Origin of the sequence: Bengtsoniella intestinalis (genome assembly GCF_039719005.1) — a bacterium.
Lineage (GTDB): Bacteria > Bacillota > Clostridia > Oscillospirales > Oscillospiraceae > Oscillibacter > Oscillibacter intestinalis.
The window spans coordinates 1,927,348-1,947,415 of sequence record NZ_CP133584.1 but is presented as its reverse complement, the minus strand read 5'-3'; the positions used below and the strand labels follow the sequence as shown (position 1 = coordinate 1,947,415).

Below are 20,068 nucleotides of genomic sequence, written 5' to 3'. Positions count from 1 at the left end.
TAAAGGAAAATAAAGACTGTACAAAAGGGTTTCAACTCTTTTTGTACAGTCTTTTTGATTTTATATTTTGAATGAAAGATAATGAAGCTTAGTCAGGAACGACGGCGTGTTGTCCCCTATATAAAGCGTAAATAGGGAGGGAATTTTTCAATACAACGCTGCTTATTTATCCCTTTAAAATATCACTATTATGGTAGGATAGGGCTTCGGACAGATGATGTAACTCGATGGTGGCACCACCGTCCAAATCAGCAATGGTGCGTGCCACCCGTAACACGCGGTCATGGGAACGGGCAGATAAGCCTTTTTGAGTACACATTTTCTCCATCAAAGCTTGGCATATACCGTCTAGAGCGCAATATTCTGGTAACATTGACACTGGCATTTGGGCATTACAAGTGCATTTTGTGCCCTGATATCGTATTTTTTGTGCGGCACGGGCACCGTCCACCCGTTCTTTTACTACAGCGGAACTTTCAGCCGCCGTTTTGCGCTGCATGGCTTGGTATTCTACTGTGGGCACGTGTACGTGCAAATCCATACGGTCAAGTAAGGGACCTGAGATTTTTTCCACATATTTTGCCACATCACGGTCGGAGCAGTTGCATTTGCCAGAAGGATGTCCATGCCAGCCGCAACGGCAGGGATTCATGGCGCAGATCAGCTGAAACCGCGCTGGCAAGCGCAGAGACCCAGTGGCTCTGGCGATGGTAACTTCTCCATCTTCCAAGGGCTGGCGCATGGCTTCTAACACATCACGGCGGAACTCGGGCAATTCATCTAAAAACAGTACTCCGTTGTGGGCCAATGAAATTTCACCCGGTCGCAAAGAGGCGCCACCGCCCACCAACGCTGGGGCAGAAGCGGTGTGGTGAGGACTGCGGAAGGGGCGCCGTAGTAGTAATGGCTCGTTGGGGTCAGCCATACCAGCCACCGACCAGATGCCCGACACTTCCAAGGCTTCTTCTCGGGTCATGTCTGGCAAAATAGAGGGTAACCGCTTGGCCAACATAGACTTACCAGCGCCAGGAAAGCCCGTGAATAAGAGGTTGTGACCACCGCTTGCCGCTACTTCCAAAGCGCGGCGCACCAACTCTTGTCCCATGACATCTGCCAAATCTGGCAGATCCGCAGAAGAGGCAGTTGGCTCCCATGCGGAGGCAGGCGCGATGGGATTGCGCCCGATGAGATGGTCAATTAATTCACCGACATCTTTGATGCCATATACAGTCATGTCTTGTGCTAAGGTGGCTTCGGCTGCATTTGGGGCAGGCACATATAAGGTGGTAATCCCCAAGGCTTTGGCGGCTAGTGCCATGGGAAGCACACCGCTGACAGCGCGCAACGCACCCGTCAAAGACAGCTCCCCTAAAAAGGCCACATCCCCTTTTGGAACAGGTAAAGCTTCGGCTGCCGCCAAAATCCCCACAAACATAGGTAAATCATACACGGTGCCTTCTTTTTTCTGGCCAGCAGGGGCAAGGTTTACCGTGATACGACTGACAGGAAATCGTGCGCCACAGCTTTTGATGGCGCCGCGCACCCGTTCTCGAGACTCGCGCACCGCTGTGTCTGGCAAGCCCACTACGTCAAAGGCAGGCAAGCCGCCAGAGAGGAGGCATTCCACTTCTACTCCGTAGCCAGAGACTCCGTTGAGCCCCAAAGATTTTACTGTCACAACCATGGTTATATCCTCGCTTTTTCTTTTTTCCTGCGTTCAGACAGGGTGGTTGTTTGCTTGAGATGGGTGTTGTCGCCCCCAAAGGGAAGGCTACCCATCAGATGTATAGGCACTTTAACCAAAAAATTTCAATTATTAGTTATAACTAACCTTATTTTTAGTGAAAACTAACTGGAATCCTGTGTTAAGTATAGCACAATCTGGAGGAAATTTCCATGGTTTTTCTTAAAAAATGAACAAAAAAGAAGGTATATTTTGTTCTAATGGTAGAAAAAACAGCTCTGCAAGTAAAATAGGTCATACAGCATTTACAGGGTTGGGAGACAGTGCTATAATATTAATGTGTGTATAGAATATGTCTAATAGTGTTTTAGACGCGCAATCGATTATTTTAAAAGCTGTGAGAACACAGCCAAAAATCAGGAGGTAAGTTTATGGCAAGAAAATTTAAGTCCATGGACGGTAACAACGCTGCGGCATATGTCAGCTATGCGTTTACCGAAGTGGCAGGTATCTACCCCATTACCCCATCCAGTCCTATGGCTGACTTGGTGGATCAGTGGTCTGCAGCAGGTCAAAAGAACATCTTTGGCACCACCGTTAAGGTGAGCGAAATGCAATCCGAAGCTGGCGCAGCTGGTACTGTCCACGGCTCTTTGGCCGCTGGTGCAATGACCACCACCTACACCGCTTCTCAAGGTTTGCTGCTGATGATTCCCAACATGTACAAAATTGCTGGTGAATTGTTGCCCTGCGTGTTCCACGTGTCTGCACGTACCGTCTCTACCCACGCTTTGAACATCTTCGGCGATCACTCCGACGTTATGGCTTGCCGTCAAACTGGCTTTGCTATGCTGTGCGAAAACGATCCCCAAGAAATCATGGACTTGTCTCCTGTGGCTCACTTGGCTGCCATCGAAGGCCGCGTGCCCTTCATCAACTTCTTCGACGGGTTCCGTACTTCTCACGAAATCCAAAAAGTTGCTACTTGGGATTATGCGGATCTGGCTGAAATGACTGACATGGACTCCGTGGAAGCATTCCGCAAGCACGCTTTGAACCCCAACCGTCCCACCATGCGTGGTTCTCACGAAAATGGCGATATCTTCTTCCAACATCGTGAAGCATGTAACCCCTACTACAATGCAACTCCTGCCATTGTTGAAAAATACATGGGCAAGGTCAATGCAAAGTTGGGCACCGATTATCAACTGTTCAACTACTATGGCGCACCTGATGCAGAACGCGTCATCATCGCTATGGGTTCCATCTGTGACGTAGCACAAGAAGTCATTGACTACATGGTAGCCGCTGGCGAAAAAGTGGGTATGATCATGGTTCGCCTGTATCGTCCTTTCTCCAACGAACATCTGATTAAGGCTATCCCCGAAACCTGCAAGAAAATTGCTGTTTTGGACCGTACCAAAGAACCCGGCTCCATGGGCGAACCCCTGTACATGGACGTCATCACCGCTCTGTCCATCGCTGGCATCAACGACAAGACTGTCATCGGCGGCCGTTACGGTTTGGGCTCTAAGGATACCCCCCTTCTTCTGTGTTCGCTGTCTACGAAGAATTGAACGCTGCGGCTCCTCGCCGTCAATTCACTCTGGGCATCAACGACGACGTCACCTTCCTGTCCTTGCCCGAAGTTCCTTCTCCCAACGTGGCTGCAGAAGGCACCAAGGAATGCAAGTTCTGGGGTCTGGGCGGCGACGGTACCGTTGGCGCAAACAAGAACTCCATCAAAATTATCGGTGACCACACTGATAAGTTTGTTCAAGCATACTTCCAATACGACTCCAAGAAGACCGGTGGTGTCACCGTGTCCCACTTGCGTTTTGGCGACAATGCAATCAAGTCTCCTTATTATATCAACAAGGCTGACTTCGTGGCTTGCCACAACCCCTCTTACATCTCCAAGGGCTTCAAGATGGTCAACGACGTGAAACCCGGCGGTATCTTCATGATCAACTGCCAATGGAACGCTGAAGAGTTGGCTCACCATCTGCATGCTGACGCAAAGCGTTACATTGCACAAAACAACATCCAACTCTATACCATCAACGCCATCGACTTGGCTATCGAAATCGGTATGGGCAAGCGTAACAATACCATCCTGCAATCTGCATTCTTCGCTCTGGCAGAAGTGATGCCTGCTGCAGAAGCTATTGATTACATGAAGCAAGCCGCCACCAAGTCTTACGCTAAGAAGGGTGACGACGTGGTTAAGATGAACCACAACGCCATCGACGTGGGCGCTTCCGCTTATGTGAAGATTGAAATCCCTGCTGATTGGGCTACCATCGCTGACGCAGAAGACACTACCGTGCTCGAAGGCGCACCTGCTCTGGTCGCACAAGTCAAGGACATCCTGTTCCCCGTTGCAAAAATGGACGGCGACAGCCTGAGCGTTTCTGCATTCGCTGACTATGTGGATGGTCAATTCGAACAAGGCTCCGCTGCTTATGAAAAGCGTGGCGTGGCTGTGTCCGTTCCCACTTGGGATGCTACCAAGTGTATCCAATGTAACAAGTGTTCTTATGTCTGCCCCCATGCTACCATCCGTCCCTTCGCTTTGACTGAAGCTGAAGCCGCTGGTGCACCTGAAGCAGCTAAGATTGTTGACATCAAGGCTGGCAAGGGCAAGGGCGTATATAAATACACCATGGCCATTTCTCCTCTGGACTGCATGGGCTGTTCTGTTTGCGTGGGCGAATGCCCCGTGGGCGCACTGTCTATGGCTGCTCAAGAAGGCGAAGCCGCTCAACAAGACGTGTTCCAATACATGGTTTACAAGACCGAAGACAAGGCTGACATGCAAGACGTTACCGTTAAGGGTAGCCAATTCATGCGTCCTTATCTGGAGTTCTCTGGCTCTTGCGCAGGTTGTGCAGAAACCAGCTATGCTCGCTTGATCACTCAACTGTTCGGCGACCGTATGTACATCTCCAACGCAACTGGTTGTTCCTCCATCTGGGGTGGCCCAGCTGCTACTTCTCCCTATTGCACCGATGCCGCTGGCAAGGGTCCCGCATGGTCCAACTCCTTGTTCGAAGACAACGCAGAACACGGTATGGGTATGTTCTTGGGTCAAATGGCTATCCGTGAACGTTTGATCGGTCAACTGACCGCTCTGAAAGAAACCGCTGGCGAATCTTTGGTTGCTGCCATCGACGCTTTCTTGGCTTCCAAGGACAACGGCGCAGAAAACAAGATTGCCACCGCTACTTTGGTTGCTGAACTGAAGGCTTGCGGCTGCGATGCTTGCAAGGAAATTCTGGCAAGCGAAGAATATCTGGGCAAGAAATCTGTCTGGATCTTCGGTGGCGACGGCTGGGCATATGACATCGGCTTCGGCGGTGTTGACCATGTTCTGGCTTCTGGCAACGACGTGAACATCTTCGTGTTCGATACCGAAGTGTACTCCAACACTGGTGGTCAAGCTTCCAAGGCTTCCAACATCGGTCAAGTGGCTCAATTTGCCGCTGCTGGTAAGGAAATCAAGAAGAAGTCTCTGGCTGAAATCGCTATGAGCTATGGCTACATTTATGTGGCACAAATCGCTATGGGCTCCAACGCTGCTCAAACCCTGAAGGCCATTGCAGAAGCAGAAGCTTATCCCGGTCCCTCCTTGGTCATCGGCTATTCTCCTTGCGAAATGCACTCCATCAAGGGCGGCATGGCTAACTGCCAAAAGGAAATGGCTCGTGCTGTGGATTGCGGTTACTGGAACATGTTCCGCTTCAATCCTGCTGCTGAAGCTGGCAAGAAGTTCGTTCTGGATTCTAAGGAACCCAAGGGCGGCTATCAAGACTTCCTGCTGAGCGAAGCTCGTTATGCTCGTTTGACTCGCGAATTCCCCGAACGTGCACAAGAACTGTTTGAACGCAACGAAGCAGCTGCTAAGGACCGTTACGAACACCTGCAAAAGTTGTTGGCTCTGTACAACGACTAAGTTGCAAATAGCATAAACTGCGTAGTAAACCGCCCTGTGGAGCAATCCACAGGGCGGTTTTTGTTGGTTAACTCTTAGCAAACGGGCACAATCCAGCCCTTGGTGTCGGGCAGGCGACCCCATTGGATGCCAGTCATAGTGTCGTAAATCTTTTGGGTCAGAGGACCAATTTCCCCATCATTGATGTAGGCAACGTCGGTTTTATAGTCCAGTTGCTTAACGGGAGAAATAACGGCGGCAGTACCAGTGCCGAACACTTCTTCCAGTTTGCCTTCTTTGGACGCTTGCATAATGGTTTCAATGGCCAGCTTACCGATGACCACGTCATAGCCCCATTCTTCTAGCAGTTCAATGACGGAGCGACGGGTCACGCCGGGGAGGACGGTGCCGTCGGTGTCGTTGGCATACGCGGTGTACACCTTGCCATCGATTTTGAAGAAGATGTTCATTGCGCCCACTTCTTCCACGTATTTTTGTTCCAGACCGTCTAGCCACAACACTTGAGAGTAGCCGCGCTTTTCAGCGATTTCGCCTGCCAACAAGCTGGCAGCATAGTTGCCACCGCATTTGATGAAGCCAGTGCCACCAGGGGCTGCACGGGTGTAGGTATCTTCCACGTAAATCTTAATGGGAGCCAAGCCAGCGGCATAGTAAGCCCCAGAAGGAGAGCAAATGATGATGAATTGTGCATCATGGGCGGCATGAACACCCAGTTGGGCGGTGGTGGCGATGGTGAAAGGACGGATGTACAAGGAGGAACCATCTAAGTGAGGGACAAAGTCCTTTTCCACTTCCACAAGAGCCTTCACAGCATCCACGAAAATATCTTCGGGAATCACAGGCAGGCACAGACGTTCTTGGGTGTTTTGCATACGCTTTGCGTTGCAGTCTGGGCGGAAAAGTTGGATTTTGTCTTCAGCGGTGCGGTATGCCTTCAAGCCTTCAAAGCATTCTTGAGCATAGTGGAACACCACGGCAGAGGGGTCCATGGGCAGAGGGCCGTAGGGGACGATGCGTGCATCGTGCCAGCCTTGACCTTCGTTGTAATCGATGATGAACATATGGTCAGAGAATACTTTGCCAAAGCCCAGTTGATCGTCTGGGGCTTTTGTCTTAGGGGTGGTGGTTTTGGTGATTTTGATATCTAACATAACAAATATAACTCCTTTACGTTTGTACCTCATGGAAAAATCCATAAGGTATATATTCTATTACTTTTATACGCTAAATAGGCGATAAAGTCAAGGGGAATTTCAAAATATGGCAAATTTTATGGCAGTCTTTGTGGTGGGGGTCCCTACAGGGCGGTGTCTTGCCAGACGGGCGTTTCCCCCACCCCATCGTAGGGGCGCCCATTGGGCGTCTGTTTTCCGATTCACGTTGAATTGTTTTTTTGCCCCTACGGGGCGGTCACCTGCCGGTGGGGCATTCTTTTTGTATCGACAAAAAGAATCAAAAAACGATTTTTTCACAACGCTTGCGAGCGAGTGAAAAAAGGGGCTTTTACGGGGGTTCATCGCTGGGATGCTTGGGCTTTTTGACCGGCACCCAGTGGCCTGATTTGACGCGAAGTATTCTTTCGGGCTTCGCCCTGTTGAGGAGATGCGGTGGAAAGGGTGCGGTTTTTTTGGGGAGCCTAGGATGTATGTGGGGTATAGATTGGTGGCGTTGGGTAAGACGGGCGACCACAGGTCGCCCCTACAAGGGTGCCAGCACCACCCAACATCAAGCTGACCGCAGGTCAGCGCCTCCCCAACGCCACCGCACCCATCGACGTCCACAATCTTAGGCACCTCACACGCGTGGTACTATGTCATCGCACGAGTTGCGTGCGGCAGCAATCAGCGTTGGTTCGCGCATTCCACACGATAAGCCGAATGGGTGTGAAGCACCCACCCAATAGCACCGCACCCACTCATACCCACCATCCGTATAAAATGGGAGCACGTGAGACGGCTGACCGCAAGTGGTCAGCCGCCACGTGCAAGATTTTTTGTTTCTTTTTTATCGCTACAAAAGAAAGCCCCGCTGGCAAGCGCCCCCACGGAGTGGGAAAAGTCTATCAAAAAAGAAATCCCACAGGGTGAAGCAAATTGCAATTGATTTCCACGGGCGGCTAATAGCGCGCCCCTACAGGGGAGTGGGGAAAAGAAAGCCCACGCGGCGAGCGTCCCCCACGGCGGTGGAAAAAGCCTGTCTGGCAAGACCCTATACCACATCCCATATATCATGGACACCATCAAATACCACTTGCACCTGTCCGCGGCGGCGGAGGTAATCCAAATGGGCTAAGGTTTCGCCTACAGCGAAAAACTTTTGGGTCAAGGGGAATTCCTCCCAATTTTTAGCGCGAATACTCCAGCGCAAATGGCCAGCCAGCATATAGGCATTGCAATGGGGATGGGCAACCACAGCCTGTAAGGTGTCAGCTAAACGGGCTTGATGATGGGCTTGGAGCTGGGCAATCCGAGTTTGATAATCCCCACGATCATGGCGGTGGCCTGTGTGCATTTGGTCTACATCTAATAAAGAAACCTTGGCCAAGCTATGGAGATAGTCACCCAGAGAATCCGCGACCCCAGGCCAGCGGCAAATATTTGGCGTGATGTGAAAGAGCACATGGTCGCCAGTAAAAATACGGCGGTTTTCTTGGTCGTATAGGCACATATGTCCCGGTGTGTGACCGGGGGTTTCGATGCACGTCAAGGTGTAACCACCATAGTGGAATGGATGCCCTTCTGTGACGGCGATATAGTGGTCGTAAGGCAGAGGGGAAGAGGATTTGGCAGGATTTTCCTCCCAGAGATAGTCTACTTCTTCTTGGGTGAAGCCAGAGATTACATCTAGCTTCGCCATCTCTCGCCAGCCTTGGGTGGTGCCATAAATGGCAAGATAATCTAAGTCTCGTTGGCTGATGAAAATATTCCCCGCTGTGCCCACAATCTGGGGCGCTAGTCCCAAATGGTCACTGTGGAGATGGGTGGCAAATACATCTAGCCTGTCGCGGTTGATGCCCAAACTGTCAAGCTCTGCTTGCAAGGCCACAAGACAGCCTTCTTGGCGAAAGCCCGTGTCAATGAGCAAACTCTGTGGACCCACAATGAGATAGCTATTTAAATTTTTCAATGGACTGCCCACCAAGGGGATATCCAAATGATAGAGGTTTTCTGCCAATTTTGTAGCCATGGTGTGCCTCCTTAAAGGGAGATTTGAAAAATAGTATACGTTTTTCCACATGGCTTCGCCATAACCCCAGCCTTCGCTGGGGTGCCCGTTGGGCATGGAAAAAGCGTGACGACTTTTTCAAAGGGCGTTCCGCCCCTCTGGGCTCACGCCCAGCCCCTCTTGCGAGGGGTTTGAAAAATAGTATAACAAAATTTTCCTAAAAATGCAACGGCGTTACACCTTGAATTCAACACATGAGTGTGCTATACTCAAGTATCCGAGTATTTTGGAAATTTATCCCTTGGCGATAGGAGAATCCCATTATGAAACGTAAATTACTTGCTATTTTTTGTACCTGTGCCTTGCTGTTAAGCTTGTCTGTGTCAGTCATGGCCACCACCCCAGACCCTATGGCAATCAGCGCTGACACCTTATATACGCTGGGGCTTTTAGATGGCTCTGCCAGTAGCTATGACCTCTCTAGCACACCCTCTCGCTTGACTGGTGTCACCATGTTGGTGCGCTTGGCTGGTGCAGAAACCACGGCTCAAAGCTATGGCAAAAGTGCTGGCTTTACCGATGTGCCTGCGGGGGCGGAGTCTAGCGTAAACTATGCCTATGGGCAAAATTGGGTCAATGGCGTCAGCGCCACCACCTTTGGGAGCTACCAAGGCCTCACCGCCAATGCCTACTGTGCCATGATTTTGCGGATGCTGGGTTATGATGACAGCCAAGGCGATTTCTCCATTGAAACTGCCGCCCTGTTTGCCCAACGTCTGGGGATTTTGCGTGACGATGTGGTGCCTGCAGATGGGTTGACCATGGGGGATTTGTGCAATATTTCTCTGGATATTTTAACGGTGACCTACCGCGATAGCGAGGAAACCATTCTCGACCGTCTGTTGTCCACTGGCGCAGTGGAAACCTATGTGGTCAATGCACTGGGGCTGAACACCACAGAGTATACCGCCCGAGAAATCAGTGACCAATACCAAGCTGCTGTGTTCTCTTTGGATTGCTATTACACGGAAAAATCTTATGGCAAAGAAGAGCCCGATGCCAATGCCACCGCTTTCTTTATTTCTGAAGATGGCTTAGCTGTCACCAATCATCATTCCATTGAAGATGCACTTTACGTGGTAGGCACTTTGTCCACTGGGGAAACGGTGGAAGTGGAGCGTGTGCTGGCTTACGATGCCGACATTGACTTTGCTGTGGTGCAAATGTCCAAGCCCACCGACGACAGCTTGTTCGCCTATTTCGATATTTTGCCCAGTGACAGCGTGTATGCTGGCGATGTGTGCTACAGCTTGTCCAACCCCTTGGGCTTGGGCGTGGCCATTACTTCTGGCGAAATCTCCAATATTGCAGGGGAGGCCGCTGGGTATGCTTTGGATTGCATCGTAAACACCGCCACCATTTCCCAAGGCAGCAGTGGCGGTGCGCTCATCAACCAATATGGCGATGCCATCGGCATCACCGCAGGCGCCTATACATACGGCAACAATATGTATTTGGCTGTGCCCCTTGACCCTGTCATCGAAGCAGATTTGAGCGTGGAAGGCTGGACGCTGGCTGAATTGGTGGCCATGGCGGAAGCGGAATTGGAAGATTGAGTTTTACAAAACTCCAAAAGCCTCATTGTAAAATCTGATATAGACGTAGGGAACGGTCTTGACCGTTCCGCATCCAGGTAAAATCATGCCAAGGGGAGCGGAATGGGCAAGACCATTCCCTACATTTTTTTACATTTGTTCAACTTTTTTTACAAATATCTAACCATGTTTAACCCAGTGCTGATAGCGGCACTGGGTTCTTTTTGTTATGCTAATAAGCGGATAAGACAGTCGGTCTTGTCCATATTAAAGAAAGCAAAAGAAATGAAAATAAGGGGAATAAAACTGTGAAAACTCAAAATTTCAAGCGTATTTTAGCATGTCTTTTGGCTGTTGCCACCTTGACTGGTAGCGCCTTGGCAGCCAGCGGCACCAACTCTATCAACGCACTGTATAACAACATCAAAGTGATGGTGGGTGGTCAAGAAACCACCCTCACCGACGTCAATGGCAACGTGGTGGAACCCTTCATCGTGGACGGCACCACCTATGTGCCCATCCGTGGCGCCGCTGAAGCTCTGGGCGAAACCGTGTCTTACAACAGCGATACCAACTCCGTGGAAATCGGCAACCAAGAAGCACCTAAGTATGTGTTCGTGTTCATCGGCGATGGTCTGAGCCATGTGCAAACCCAGCTGACCAACTACTATTTGGATGCCATGAGCCAAGATGCTGTGGCACCTCTGGCACAAGATGACATTGAAGTCTCTGCCGACCGCGACCTGTCCGCCATCTTGACCTCCACCCCTCAGCTGACTTATATGGGCTTTGAGTCCACTGGTATCACCACCACTTATGACTCCACTTCCTTCTGTCCTGACTCTGCATCCACCGCTTCTTCCATCGCCACTGGCAACAAGACCCACTCTGGCGCTATTTCTGTGGCAGAAGATTTGGTCACCGAGTACGCCACCATGGCAGAGCAAATGCACGACATGGGCATGAAGGTGGGCATCGTGTCATCCGTCACCATCAACCATGCCACCCCTGCCGCCTTCTATGCCCATGACTGGAGCCGTGATAACTACTACGACATCGGCTTGGATTTGATTGACTCTGGCTTTGAATATTTCGCAGGCGGTGCCATCAACAAACCTGACAACAGCGGCACTGCAACCTCCATCTACACCTTGGCTGAACAAGCTGGCTACACCGTGGTCAACGCTGACCAAGCTGCCGCTGAAAAAATTACCGCCGCTGACGGCAAGGTGATTATCACTGGCGAAGACACCAATGGTGGCGCTCTGCCTTACGAATTTGAACGTGAAGAGGATATGTGGGCATTGTCTGATTATGTGTCCAAGGGCATTGAAGTGCTGGACAACGACAATGGCTTCTTCATGATGGTGGAAGCTGGCAAAATCGACTGGGCTTGCCATGCCAACGACGCTTACTCTGCCATCGGCGAAACCATCGCCTTCTCCAATGCCATCGACGAAGCTGTGGCCTTCTATAACCAACATCCCGACGAAACTTTGATCATCGTCACTGGCGACCACGAAACTGGTGGCATGACCGTGGGCTATGTGTCCACTTGGTACGACACCTTCTTGGCGCAACTGTCTAGCCAAACTGGTTCTTATGACACCATCAACGCCACCATCACCGCTGACATTGAAGCAGGCGCTTCCTTTGAAACTGTCCTCGCTGATATCGAAGCCTTCTGCGGTCTGACCACCGATGCTGGTGAGGCTCTGAGCTTGACTGACTACGAAATTGCCAAACTGCAAACCGCATACGACGTGCAATTTGAAGGTCTGGAACTGGACGCTGAACTGTCCACCGAACTGTACGGCGGTTACAAGCCTGTGGCCATCACCGTCATGACCTTGATGAACAACAAATCTGGTGTGGACTTCACCTCCACCTCCCACACTGGTGTCACCGTTGGCACCTATGCCCAAGGCGTTGGCTCTGAGCTGTTCAACGGCTTCTATGACAACACCGATATTTACAACAACGTGGCACAAATCATGGGTTTGAACTAAGCCCTTTTCTATAAGCGAAACCATAGTGGCGAAACGGGAGGGGCTATGCCCCTCCCCAACGCTGTTTTGTTTGTTTTCGCCCCTTCGGGGCGCCCATTGGGCGTCCGTTTTCTGATTCACTCTGAATTGTTTTTTTGCCCCTACGGGGCGGTCACCTGCCGGTGGGGCGTTCCCCCACCCCATCGTAGGGGCGCCCATTGGGCGTCCGTTTTCCGATTCACTCTGAATTGTTGTTTTTGTCCCTACGGGGCGGTCTGCTGCCGCAGGGGCGTCCTACCGGACGGGTCACCTGCCGCAGGGGCGTCCTACCGGACGGGTCACCTGCCGGTGGGGCATTCTTTTTGTATCGACAAAAAGAATCAAAAAACGATTTTTTCACGACGACTGCGGTCGAGTGAAAAAAGGGAATTTTTACGGGGGTTCATCGCTGGGGTGCTTTGGTTTTTTGAACGGCACCGAGTGGCCTGATTTGACGCAAAGTATTCTGTCGGGCTTCGCCCTGTTGAGGAGATGCGGTGGAAAGGGTGCGGTTTTTTTGGGGTGCCTAGGATGTATGTGGGGTATAGATTGGTGGCGTTGGGTAAGACGGGCGACCACAGGTCGCCCCTACAAGGGTGCCAGCACCACCCAACATCAAGCTGACCGCAGGTCAGCGCCTCCCCAACGCCACCGCACCCATCGACGTCCACAATCTTAGGCACCTCACACGCGTGTTCCTATGTCATCGTACGAGTTGCGTGCGGCAGCAATCAGCGTTGGTTCGCGCATTCCACACGATAAGCCGAATGGGTGTGAAGCACCCACCCAATAGCACCGCACCCACTCATACCCACCATCCGTATACAATGGGAGCACGTGAGACAGATGACCACGCGTGGTCATCTGCCACGTGCAAGATTTTTTGCTTCTTTTGTATCTCTACAAAAGAAAGCCCCGCTGGCAAGCGCCCCACGGGAGTGGGAAAAAGAAAGCCCCTGCGGCAGCAGCCCCCACGGAGTGGGAAAAGTCTATCAAACAAAGAAATCCTACAGGGTGAAGCAAATTGCAATTGATTTCCACGGGCGGCTAATAGCCGCCCCTACAAGGGGAGTGGGAAAAAGAAAGCCCCTGCGGCAGCAGCCCCCACGGGAGTGGAAAATTGTGATTTATAATAACGCACCCCATGGGGACGACCGAGCCTGCCCTCTTGGGTACAGGTCGTCCCTATGAGGGAACCATCGTGCCCAGAGGGCAATCCATCAAATAAAAAAGGAATCAATCCATGAAAGAATTTTTCAAACGAAACGCCGCCGTCATCGTCAGCGCCATCTTGTTGCTGATTTTAATCGCCATGCCCACAGGCTATGAAGATGCGGTGATTTATGAAGGCCGTGAGCGGTGCCGTGCAGAGGTGTTGGAGGTGTATAACGACAATATCACCACCATTGGCATTGTCTCCACTGGTGACCAAACCTGTCTGGTGGAACTGCAAAACGGCGCCTATGCAGGCACGGTGATGACTGCGTACAATATGCTCAGCGGTAGCGTGGAGACCGACAAAATCTTTGCCGTTGGAGATGAGGCCTATGTGCTGGTGAGCCACAACGGAGAGGAAGTCACCATGATTTCCATGGTGGATCACTACCGTTTGGATGTGGAAACGGTGCTCATTGTGCTGTTTTTCGCTTTTTTAATCTTGGTGGCAGGGAAAACAGGTGTCCGTGCCATTTTAAGCTTTGTCATCACCATTTTGATGATTTGGAAGGTGCTGATTCCCAATTGTTTAAACGGAATCAACCCCATTGTCATCGGCTTTGTCATCACGGCGGTGTTGACAGTGGTGATTATTTCGTTGGTGTTTGGGTATGATAAAATGGCGCTGTCCGCCATTTCTGGCTCACTGATTGGTACCTTTGTCACCATGGTCATGGCGCTGATGTTCACCGATTTGTTCCATATGAATGGCTCTATTTTAGATGGTTCTGCGGCGCTACTCTATAACGGATACCCCAATTTGGACTTAAAATCCCTGTTTATCGCCAGCATTTTCATCGGCTCCTCTGGGGCTGTCATGGACTTGGCGGTGGACATCACCTCTGCCGTCAACGAAGTGGTGGATAAAAAGCCTGATATCACGGCTCTGGAAGCCATCAAAAGCGGCATGAATGTTGGCCGTGCCGCCATGGGCACCATGACCACCACGTTGCTGTTGGCCTATTCTGGGGGCTATTTGTCCCTGCTTATGGTGTTTATGGCGCAAGGTACCCCCATCGATAATTTGCTCAACTATAAATATGTGTCTAGCGAAATCCTAGACACGGTGGTGGGCAGTTTTGGACTTGTCAGTGTGGCACCCATCACTGCTATCTGTGCTGGCGTTTTGCTAACCAAGAAACCCCCACAATAAACGCTAAGAGGCTCACCCGTATGGGTGAGCCTCTTAGCTTAAAAGAAAAAAGAAAAAAAGAAAAAGAGAAAGGAGAACTAGGTAATTTTCATTGCCTATGGGATTAGTATAGAACAAAATCTTAAAATCAACCTTGAAAACCTATAAACAAAATGTGAACATGGAAAAATTTTGATGGATTTGCAATTTCAGCTTCATTTATGGTATACTGTATAAAATTATACACAACCATAGATAGAGGAGAACCCTATGAGTCAATTACGCAAACGGATGCCCATTGTGGCAGTGCTACTGGTTTTAGCAGGTTTGGTTTATACCTTGTCTTTGGACACATCCACCCCTGTGGTGATTGTAGAAGAGGATGACGGGCCAGCACCAGAGGTGCAAGCGGTGCTAGATACCACCCCTTATCATGACATCACCTATACAGTGGGCAGCATTGGCCTGCATTTTGCGTTAAACGAAGAAGGGCGCTGGATTTGGCAAGACGATGTGAGTTTTCCGTTGGATGAACAAGGGATTGCCCAGCTGGCGCAAGATTTGGAAGAGCTGAGTTATTTGCGCTCCATTCCCTTTAGTGACGATGTGCTCATGGCTGACTATGGCTTGGAAGAACCATGGGGCTCATTGACCGCTATGCGACAAGATGGCACCACCTTAGAATTGCTCTTTGGCGATGCGAGTGCCGACGGTACCACCAATTATATGATCAAAGATGGCGATGTGGAAAAGGCTTTGGTATATGAAAATAGCTGGATGGATGTGCTGAGCATTCCCATTTATGACATGATGGTACTGCCTGCGCTCCCTGAAATCACCAGCGAAACCTTGCACCGCTTGGTGGTGACTACCACCGTGGATGACCAAGAAGTGGTCACGGCGCTCTATCCTGTCTGCCTCACCGATGGCACCATTGCTTGGACAACGGCAGACGGTGTTATGCTTGAGAATTACCCCACCTTGTTAGACACAGCCGTTGGCTTGACGCTGGAACGGTGCTTTAGCTATCGACCCTCTCAAGAGGCGCTGACCATTTGTGGGTTTGATTCGCCTGTGGCCAGCATAACCTTGTCCTACGGAGAAGATTTGGACAATTTGGAGACCTTCACCTTTTCCTTTGGGGAACAGGCCAACGACACCACGTATCGCTATACCTGCGTGGGAGAGGACACCACCATTTACCTGGTGGAAGAGGCTTCTATCACGGTGCTTTTAGAGTTGGCACAAGGGCTGAGCACCATAGCCTCAACAGCAGATTCTCAATAAAACTACAGAATTAAAGGAGGGTTGTCATGCGGATTTTAATTGTAGAAGACGAGGTGCGCTTGGCGGCCACCTTAGGCGATTTGCTTCACATCAACGGCTACACAGTTGACCTGTGCCACGACGGGGAAACAGGGCTGGACAATGCCTTGAGCGGTATTTACGATTTGGTGATTTTGGACGGGATGTTGCCAAAAATGGACGGTGTTGGTGTGTTAAAAAACCTGCGCAAAGAAGGCAACGCCACCCCCGTTTTGATGCTCACCGCCCGTAGTGATTTGTCTGACCGTGTGGCTGGATTGGACGCTGGGGCAGATTATTATTTGACCAAACCCTTTGAGCCCAAAGAACTGTTGGCCTGTTTGCGGGCCTTAATCCGTCGCCAGCCCCAGTTGCAAGACCCAGAGGCCATTACCTTTGGGGATTTGTGTTTAGACCAAGGGATGTTTTCGTTGCGCTGTGGCGGTCAGTCAGTACAGCTTTCCCGTAAGGAATATGACTTGATGGAATTGCTTTTGCGCAACCAACGTCAAGTGATTACCAAAGAGACTTTGCTGTTAAAGGTCTGGGGTTATGAGTCAGACGCAGAGGACAACAATGTGGAGGTGTATATCTCCTTTTTGCGGAAAAAATTACAGCGCTTGCGCTCACAGGTCACCATCCGCACCATTCGCCGTGTGGGCTACTGCGTGGAAATGGGGGCAGGTGAAGGCGCATGATTGTACGGTTACGACTGAAATTTGTGGTCGTGTCTATGACGCTGGTGACCTTGGTGCTGTTGGGTGTGTTTTGCTTTTTCCGTGTGACGGTACAAACGGCTATGGAGGTCACAGGGCAAGCGGTGCTAGAGCGTGTGTTGCACCAACCGTCCACGGCCACAACCTTTTCTGTGCAAGATGGCTCGGTGCAATTGCCTTATTTCACCGTGTCTTTATTTAGCAGTGGAGACGGGTATACGGCCTATGTGACAGGGGGTACCTATGATGATTTGGAAAACACCCCTGTGTTGACGGAAATTGTTAGCCAATGTTTGGCGCAAGAGGAGACAAATGGCACCTTGCCAGACTATAATTTGCGGTATTTAAAGGAAAACACTGGCTTTGTGGAGCAGATTGCCTTTGTGGATGTGTCAACCTTGCAAGCCGCCCTAGACACCACCACGGTGACGGTGCTTCAAGGGGGCATCGTGGCGCTCTTGGGACTGCTGGCGCTGTCGTGCTGGCTCAGCAGCTGGGTGGTGCGCCCTGTAGAGCGTGCGTGGCAACAGCAACGTCAATTTTTGGCAGATGCGTCCCATGAGCTGAAAACACCGTTGACGGTCATTCTCTCCAATGCCCAATTGTTGGATACCTTAGACCTGCCAGACCCTGCGCCGCGGTGGGTGGAGCACATCCACTATGAGTCGCAGCGAATGAAATCCTTGGTGGAGCAAATGCTCACCTTGGCACGCACCGACCAAATGCGTACGGTTGCCATGAGCCAAGTGGCACTGTGGGAGGTGGTCACTGACAGTGTGCTCAGTTTTGAGCCAGTGGCCTTTGAAGCTGGCAAGCCCATTGATGAAACCATTGCCCCAGATGTGGAAGTGATGGGCGATGGGGGGAAACTCCGCCAGATGGTGTCTATTTTACTAGACAATGCCATAAAATATGGAGCGGTGGGTTGTCCCATTGTGGTTACGTTAAGTAAGACAGAAAAGGTGGCAAAGCTGGTGGTGGCAAACCAAGGCAATGAGATTCCACCTGCCCAGCTCAAGCACTTGTTTGAGCGGTTTTACCGTGCTGACCAGTCACGTGGCAGCCAAGTTGGTTTCGGATTGGGATTGTCCATTGCCGATTCCATCGCCAAAGAGCACAAAGCCACGCTGAAAGCGGAAAGCGACGAAACCTCCACCCGATTTATATGCACCATACCCTTGAAAAAATAAGGAACAGCACCCCACATTGCAGTGTTTGCAAATGTGGGGTGCTGTTTTTTGTTGATACCATGGGTTGTTAGACAATATAGGGGAAGGCCAGTGCGAAAATGGCGGTGATGACGCCGCACAGCCCCATGGCCAAACCGCTCATAGCGCCTTGGGTTTCCCCAAGTTGAATGGCTTTTGCGGTGCCCAAAGCATGGCTGCAAGCACCAATGGCAAGGCCTTCTTCCAAGGGGTTTTTCACACGGAAGAGTTTGCTGAGGTAAGGGGCAAATAGGTTGCCGCCCACCCCAGAGATGGCCACAGCCGCCACGGTGATAGAGGTGATGGCGCCTTGGTCGTCAGAGATGGCGGTGGCAATGGCGGTGGTCACTGATTTGGGTAGCATAGACAAGGTGATGATGGGTTCATAGGCCAGTAGTTTGCAGAAAAACAGCACGCTGGCAATGGATGTTACCGACCCGACTACGCACCCTACAATGACGGGCAACAGGTTCTTTTTCAACAGATCCAGCTGACGGTAAATGCTAACCCCCAAACAGGCGGTGGCAATCACCAAAAAGGTTTGGTATATGGAGGCGCCCACGTAATATTGATCGTAGGTGATGCCAGAGAGGTTGAGAAAGGCCACCACAAAGGCCACGGCGATGATCATGGAATTACACAGGGGAGACTTGGTTTTGGATTGGATTTTTACCCCCAACCAATAGGCGAAAATGGTTAAGGTCATGCCAAAGAAGGGAGATTGGGCAACAGCGTTCATCATTTTTTCTCCCTCCTAGTCATCCAGCGTATGGTTAGGCGCACGGAAAAGGCAGTGGCACCGTAGGTGATGACCATGGTGACAAGACAGATGGCAAAGAAAGGCACAAAAATGTCAGAAATCACAGACCAATAGTTGATAATACTGCTGGTGACGGGGATAAATAATAGGGGGATGTGCTGAAGGAGAAAATGGGATAGGGTGTCAATCTGTTCTAACTTCAAAGCCTTGGTCAGCAACAGTAAAAACACCACCAAAAGGGCCAGCACACTGGCAGGAAAGGCAAAGGGCAAAATGGCCACCACGGCTTCGCACCCTAGACAAATGCCACAGACAAGGGCAAGCTGAATGAGTAGGTTCACAAGGAAAATCCTCTACTTTCTTTATAAAAAACACATTGACTTAATCATACAATATAGTTGTTAAAAAAGTCAAGGACATTTCTGCTAGGATTGCCAAAGGAAATGGGGGAAACTTGTGGAATTTCCAACAAATTACACCTTGTAATTGTGGCGGTGCAGTGTTATACTGCTCACTAGATTGAGATTTTCGCAAAAGGGAGGACTTGTATCATGGTAAAAAAGAACCATATCCAGCTCTCGAAGGCACTGCTCAGTGCCAGCGGTGGATTGGGCGCGCGTCGCCATGAATGGGCGTTTGTCTACGGTTCCATCGCGCCTGATTGTAACCCCTTGAGCTATTTTAAAGGTTCCATCGACTATCACTTTCTCCATGGGCACAACTATGTCAACGCACGGCGGTGGGTATTCCGTGCCATTTCGCGGCTCCAAAAACGCACCCATTGGACCGTGTGGGATTATTATACACTGGGTAAAATCACCCACTATTTGGGCGATGCGTTTATCTACCCCCACAACGAGCATTATCCCCATGGCCCTGTAGGGCATCGGATGTACGAGGTGAAGTTCCGCGCACGGTTCAAAATCTATGTGCAAGACCACCCCCCTGTGCCCTGTGGGCGAATTGAAGGCGCCATTGAGGCTGTGGCGAAACTCCATTACCAATACATGGCAGAGGCCTCCACCGTGACCCGTGACATGGACTATATCATCAAAAGCGCCATGCTGGTGATGACCGCCTGCCTGCCAAATGGCAAACTACCCACTGTCATACAACCAAAACCTGTTAGTTTTGCACAATAATTTACCTTAAATTAACATTTTGTTTATGCGGAACTGCTATATACTTTTACACTGCAAAGTGCTATGCTTAGTATAACCTTGAAGGAAGGAGCACCCATCATGACTATTTGCGCCAACATTTTTGCATACCGTTATTTTAGCTTTACCTATTACTTTATGGGTAA

Annotated in this window: 12 protein-coding genes and 1 pseudogene; 8 read left to right on the top strand and 5 right to left on the bottom strand. The window is 50.5% G+C overall.

The window, feature by feature from the left end; translation table 11 throughout:
- Nucleotides 1-166 precede the first annotated feature (166 nt).
- Entirely contained in the window at nucleotides 167-1,684 is a 1,518-nt protein-coding gene (locus tag RFF05_RS09385; RefSeq protein WP_409966855.1) for a YifB family Mg chelatase-like AAA ATPase, read from the bottom strand.
- Between the two features lie 431 nt (nucleotides 1,685-2,115).
- On the opposite strand from RFF05_RS09385, the pseudogene nifJ reads away from it, so the two are divergent.
- A pseudogene (gene nifJ, locus RFF05_RS09380) lies at nucleotides 2,116-5,639 on the top strand (pyruvate:ferredoxin (flavodoxin) oxidoreductase).
- Between the two features lie 74 nt (nucleotides 5,640-5,713).
- Here the strand turns inward: nifJ and RFF05_RS09375 are convergent.
- Entirely contained in the window at nucleotides 5,714-6,790 is a 1,077-nt protein-coding gene (locus RFF05_RS09375; RefSeq protein ID WP_409966854.1) for a branched-chain amino acid aminotransferase, read from the bottom strand.
- A gap of 1,057 nt (nucleotides 6,791-7,847) precedes the next feature.
- Complete coding sequence (locus RFF05_RS09370) at nucleotides 7,848-8,825, bottom strand: MBL fold metallo-hydrolase (RefSeq protein ID WP_409966853.1); 978 nt, start codon at nucleotides 8,823-8,825, stop codon at nucleotides 7,848-7,850.
- A 302-nt stretch (nucleotides 8,826-9,127) separates the two neighbouring features.
- Between RFF05_RS09370 and RFF05_RS09365 the strand changes: the two genes are divergently transcribed.
- The 6 genes from RFF05_RS09365 to RFF05_RS09340 all read left to right on the top strand — a co-directional run bounded on the left by RFF05_RS09365 (nucleotide 9,128) and on the right by RFF05_RS09340 (nucleotide 17,984).
- Nucleotides 9,128-10,420, top strand: coding sequence for a S1C family serine protease (locus RFF05_RS09365; protein WP_409966852.1), 1,293 nt, complete (start codon nucleotides 9,128-9,130; stop codon nucleotides 10,418-10,420).
- Between the two features lie 287 nt (nucleotides 10,421-10,707).
- Entirely contained in the window at nucleotides 10,708-12,408 is a 1,701-nt protein-coding gene (locus tag RFF05_RS09360) for an alkaline phosphatase (RefSeq protein ID WP_409966851.1), read from the top strand.
- Nucleotides 12,409-13,669: 1,261 nt separating this feature from the next.
- Entirely contained in the window at nucleotides 13,670-14,794 is a 1,125-nt protein-coding gene (locus tag RFF05_RS09355) for a YibE/F family protein (protein ID WP_409966850.1), read from the top strand.
- Between the two features lie 249 nt (nucleotides 14,795-15,043).
- The gene (locus tag RFF05_RS09350) at nucleotides 15,044-16,060 is read left to right on the top strand and encodes a DUF4340 domain-containing protein (protein ID WP_409966849.1); all 1,017 of its coding nucleotides are present in this window, start codon (nucleotides 15,044-15,046) and stop codon (nucleotides 16,058-16,060) included.
- A gap of 26 nt (nucleotides 16,061-16,086) precedes the next feature.
- Nucleotides 16,087-16,776, top strand: coding sequence for a response regulator transcription factor (locus tag RFF05_RS09345; RefSeq protein WP_409966848.1), 690 nt, complete (start codon nucleotides 16,087-16,089; stop codon nucleotides 16,774-16,776).
- Nucleotides 16,773-17,984 (top strand): sensor histidine kinase, encoded by a 1,212-nt coding sequence (locus RFF05_RS09340; RefSeq protein ID WP_409966847.1) that lies wholly within the window; start codon nucleotides 16,773-16,775, stop codon nucleotides 17,982-17,984. Before RFF05_RS09345 ends, RFF05_RS09340 begins: the two co-directional genes overlap by 4 nt.
- 67 nt (nucleotides 17,985-18,051) lie before the next feature.
- Here RFF05_RS09340 and RFF05_RS09335 read toward each other — a convergent pair whose 3' ends face one another.
- Complete coding sequence (locus RFF05_RS09335) at nucleotides 18,052-18,744, bottom strand: LrgB family protein (protein ID WP_409966846.1); 693 nt, start codon at nucleotides 18,742-18,744, stop codon at nucleotides 18,052-18,054.
- The gene (locus RFF05_RS09330; protein ID WP_409966845.1) at nucleotides 18,741-19,103 is read right to left on the bottom strand and encodes a CidA/LrgA family protein; all 363 of its coding nucleotides are present in this window, start codon (nucleotides 19,101-19,103) and stop codon (nucleotides 18,741-18,743) included. Before RFF05_RS09330 ends, RFF05_RS09335 begins: the two co-directional genes overlap by 4 nt.
- A gap of 210 nt (nucleotides 19,104-19,313) precedes the next feature.
- Here RFF05_RS09330 and RFF05_RS09325 point away from each other — a divergent pair, with 210 nt between their 5' ends.
- Entirely contained in the window at nucleotides 19,314-19,904 is a 591-nt protein-coding gene (locus tag RFF05_RS09325) for a zinc dependent phospholipase C family protein (protein ID WP_409966844.1), read from the top strand.
- The last annotated feature ends 164 nt before the right edge of the window (nucleotides 19,905-20,068 follow it).

What these genes read in the sequence shown, in the direction of transcription:
- RFF05_RS09385 (WP_409966855.1), bottom strand. Translation starts at nt 1,684, where the DNA reads ATGGTTGTGACAGTAAAATCTTTGGGGCTCAACGGAGTCTCTGGCTAC.
- RFF05_RS09375 (WP_409966854.1), bottom strand. Translation starts at nt 6,790, where the DNA reads ATGTTAGATATCAAAATCACCAAAACCACCACCCCTAAGACAAAAGCC.
- RFF05_RS09370 (WP_409966853.1), bottom strand. Translation starts at nt 8,825, where the DNA reads ATGGCTACAAAATTGGCAGAAAACCTCTATCATTTGGATATCCCCTTG.
- RFF05_RS09365 (WP_409966852.1), top strand. Translation starts at nt 9,128, where the DNA reads ATGAAACGTAAATTACTTGCTATTTTTTGTACCTGTGCCTTGCTGTTA.
- RFF05_RS09355 (WP_409966850.1), top strand. Translation starts at nt 13,670, where the DNA reads ATGAAAGAATTTTTCAAACGAAACGCCGCCGTCATCGTCAGCGCCATC.
- RFF05_RS09350 (WP_409966849.1), top strand. Translation starts at nt 15,044, where the DNA reads ATGAGTCAATTACGCAAACGGATGCCCATTGTGGCAGTGCTACTGGTT.
- RFF05_RS09345 (WP_409966848.1), top strand. Translation starts at nt 16,087, where the DNA reads ATGCGGATTTTAATTGTAGAAGACGAGGTGCGCTTGGCGGCCACCTTA.
- RFF05_RS09340 (WP_409966847.1), top strand. Translation starts at nt 16,773, where the DNA reads ATGATTGTACGGTTACGACTGAAATTTGTGGTCGTGTCTATGACGCTG.
- RFF05_RS09335 (WP_409966846.1), bottom strand. Translation starts at nt 18,744, where the DNA reads ATGATGAACGCTGTTGCCCAATCTCCCTTCTTTGGCATGACCTTAACC.
- RFF05_RS09325 (WP_409966844.1), top strand. Translation starts at nt 19,314, where the DNA reads ATGGTAAAAAAGAACCATATCCAGCTCTCGAAGGCACTGCTCAGTGCC.